The sequence below is a fragment of the Kineococcus terrestris genome (assembly GCF_041020755.1).
Lineage (GTDB): Bacteria > Actinomycetota > Actinomycetes > Actinomycetales > Kineococcaceae > Kineococcus > Kineococcus terrestris.
Genome location: NZ_JBEUEI010000068.1, coordinates 1 through 3,315, shown reverse-complemented (window position 1 = coordinate 3,315; position 3,315 = coordinate 1). Strand labels below are relative to the sequence as shown.

Genomic DNA, 3,315 nt, shown 5'->3' with positions numbered 1-3,315 from the left:
CCGCCGCCCCCGCCCCGAGGAGGTCCGCCAGCGCGCGCGCGCGGGGATCCGCGCGCCCACGCGCCCCGCCCCCCCCCCCCCCCCCCCCCCCCCCCCCCCCCCCCCCCCCCCCCCCCCCCCCCCCTCCTCCTGCGTCGACGGCACCCCGTCCCCCCGGCGGGGTGCGCGTCCAGCATCCTCCCAGAACGCGCTCGGCCACGAGGGCGCGAGCGCGACCCCCTTTCGGGGCTCCCGCGCCGCCCCGGCGTCGCGCGCACCGGGGTGCTCACCAGACGTCCACCGGCCGTCCACCCGCCGTCCACCGCCCGGGCGCCCGGGCGCCTCCCGCCCACGGCCGCGGCGCCGCCGGAGCGCGCGCCGCGGGTCGGCGCGCCGCGGGCTCGCTACGGTGTGCACCTCATCTAGACGACGGCCCCCTGCGGGCTAGTGGAGGGGTCGTGACGCACGAGGCCGAGCACGGGGACCCGCGCGGCGCGCTGCGCCTGGCCGCGGTCGACGACCACCCGGCCCTGCTGGCGGGCCTGCGGGTCGAGCTGGCCGGGGTCGACCCGGGCCTGCGGCTGACCCGCACGGCGGCCACCGTGCCCGAGCTGCTCGCCGGCGCGGACGGCGAGCCGGCGCCGGACGTCGTCCTGCTGGACCTGCGCCTGGGCGACGGCTCCCGCCCCCGCGACAACGTCACCGCCCTCGTCGACGCCGGCTGCCGCGTCGTCGTCTACACCGAGGGCCGCCAGCACGACGCAGCCCTCGAGGCGCTGCAGGCGGGCGCCCAGGGCGTCCTGCTCAAGGACCGGCCCGTGGCCACGGTCGCCGAGGCGGTGCGCGCCGTCGCCGCCGGGGAGACGCTCGCCTCGGCCGAGACGGCCGCCGCGCTGCAGGTGGACGCCGACCTGGCCGACCACCTGTCCCCGCAGGAGCGGCGCGTCCTGGAGCTGTACGCCGGCGGGATGCCCGCGCGCTCGGTGGCGCTGCGCCTGGGGGTGACCCTGGAGACCGCCAAGAGCTACCTCAAGCGCATCCGGGCCAAGTACGCCGCCCTGGACCGGCCCGCCTACACGCGGATGGAGCTGTACCGGCGCGCGGTCGAGGACGGCGTCCTGCGCCCCCACGAGCCCGGCCCGCGCGCCGCGCCCCCGGACCCCGACCCTGCGGGGTGAGCGGGCGGTGAGCCGCGGGTGAGCGCGCGGGGCGTGCGCCGCCTGGTGGCCCTGGTGGTCGCCGTGGCCCTGGTGTCCATCTGGCCCACCGTCGCCACCGACCTGCTGGGGCGCACGACGGCCGAACCGGCCTGGTGGTCCGCCACCGCCGCGGCCGCGCACGTCGGGCTGGTCGTCGCGCTGGTGCGCGCCGCCTGGACGGGCGAGGGGCTGCGGGGCGCCTGCTGGGCCGTCGTGGTCACCGGCAACGCGCTCGTCCTGGGGCACGCGGTCCTCGCCCCGCCGGCCGCCGCGGGGGCACCGGCGCCGTGGGAGCTGGCGCTGTCCCCGGCGACGGTGGGCGCCGCCGCCGTGGTGCTGCCCCTGGGACCCGCGCTGGTCCTGGGGCTCGTGCACATCGCCGTGCGCGGCGCGCTCCCGCTGACCGGGACGTGGCGGCAGACCCCGCTGGAGGTCGTCCTGGACGGTCTCCTGCTGCTCGTCATCGTCGCCGCCGCCTCCGTCGCCGTGCAGGCCGTCCGCGCCGCCGCCGACCAGGTCGCCACCGCGCGCACCCAGGCGGACGCCGCGGCCGCCCGCGCCGCCGCCGCGGGCGCCGCCGAGCGCGAGCACGCGCGCTGGGACGCGATCGTCCACGACGACGTGCTGGCCGTCCTGTCCGTGGCGGCGGCGGCCCGCACGGGCGAGGACCGGGCGGTGGCCGGGGACGCCGCCCGGACCGCGCTGCGGCGGCTGGGGCGCGACGCGGCCCCCGCCCCCGTGCCGCTGGCCGGGCCGGCGGGCCTGGCCGGGCGCCTGGCCGAGGCCGCGCACCGCCGCGCCCCCGGGGCCGTCGTGGAGGTCGGCGCCCTCGCCGCCGCACCCGCCGGCGCCCGGCTGACGGCCGACGTGGCCGACGCGGTGGCCGACGCCGCGGCGGAGGCCGTCCGCAACGCCGTCCGGCACGGCGGCGGCCCGGGCGGGCCGGTGCCCCCGACCACCGTCGCGGCCGCCGTGGCGGACGGCGCCGTCGTGGTGGAGGTGCGCGACGAGGGCGTCGGCTTCGACCCGGCCGCCGTCGCGGGTGGCCGGCTGGGCCTGGCCGTGTCCGTGGCCCGCCGGGTCGAGGCGGTCGGCGGGCGCGCGCAGGTGCTGTCCGCGCCCGGGCGCGGCACCCGGGTCGTGCTGCGGGTGCCGCTGGCCGCGCCCGGGGACGGCGCGCCGTGACGCCCGTGCAGCGCGCGTGCGCGGTCGGGGCGCCGCTGTGGCTGTTCGCGCACGCCCCGCTCGTGGCGCTGCTGTCGCTGGAGACGACGCGCGCGCCCGCCCTGTCGCTGGCCGCCGTCGTCCTCGTCTGCGGGGTCAGCGCGTGGCTGCTGCGGCCGCTGCGCGGCGGGCCCGTGCACCTGAGCGCGGCGCAGGCGTGGGCGGCCGCGGCCGTGCTGCCGCTGGCCGGGCTGATGGTCATGCCGCACCTGCCGGTGGAGGCGTGGCGCACCTACGCCAACTGGTGGCCCGGGGCGGTCCAGGTCGTCGCGGCGGCCCTCGTCGTGCGGCGCCGCTGGCGGGCGGCGCTGGCCGGGGAGCTGGGCCTGGCGGCCGTGGTCACCGTCTGCGTGCTGCCCGCGGACCCGCCCGGCACCGACGCGGTGACGATCGCCGCGCTGTGCCAGCCGGCGATCATGTGGTGCGCGGCGACCGCCGGGGTGCGGCACCTGTTCGACCGCGCCGAGCGGGACGTCGCCCGCTACGAGGAGCGGGCCGGGGTCGCGGTCGCCGAGGCGGCCGCCGCCGCGGCCCGCGACACCAGCGCCCGGCAGCGGCGCGCGGAGCTGCAGCACGACGTGGTCCCGCTGCTGCGCCGCGTGGCGCAGAGCCGGCCCGGCGGGCCGGCCACCGGCGGCGGGGGCGAGGACGCCGGCGGGACCGGCGCGGACTGGCCGGCGCTGGCGCGCGAGTGCGCCGCGCTGGAGCGCCAGCTGCGCGACGACCTGCACGCGCGGGCGCTGCTCGACGGACCGCTGCGGGCCCTGCTGCGCGCCGCGCGGGAGGCGGGGGCGGTGGTGGAGGTCGTCGACGACCGGCGGGAGGCGGCCGCCGCCGGGACGGCGGACCTGGTGGCCGCCGTGCGGACGGTGCTGGCGGCGGCGCTCGTGCCGGCGGCCGCGGCGGGCGGGGC

3 protein-coding genes are annotated in these 3,315 nt (G+C 82.1%); all 3 read left to right on the top strand.

The annotated features are described in order from the left end of the window. Positions 1-437: 437 nt before the first annotated feature. Positions 438-1,157 (top strand): response regulator, encoded by a 720-nt coding sequence (locus AB8M62_RS20020; protein WP_369070669.1) that lies wholly within the window; start codon positions 438-440, stop codon positions 1,155-1,157. 18 nt (positions 1,158-1,175) lie between these two features. Further along, positions 1,176-2,363 (top strand): ATP-binding protein, encoded by a 1,188-nt coding sequence (locus AB8M62_RS20015; RefSeq protein ID WP_369056613.1) that lies wholly within the window; start codon positions 1,176-1,178, stop codon positions 2,361-2,363. Continuing rightward, positions 2,360-3,315, top strand: a 956-nt coding sequence (locus AB8M62_RS20010) for a hypothetical protein (RefSeq protein ID WP_373695022.1), incomplete at its 3' end; no start/stop codon positions are given. The genes AB8M62_RS20015 and AB8M62_RS20010, both read left to right, overlap by 4 nt.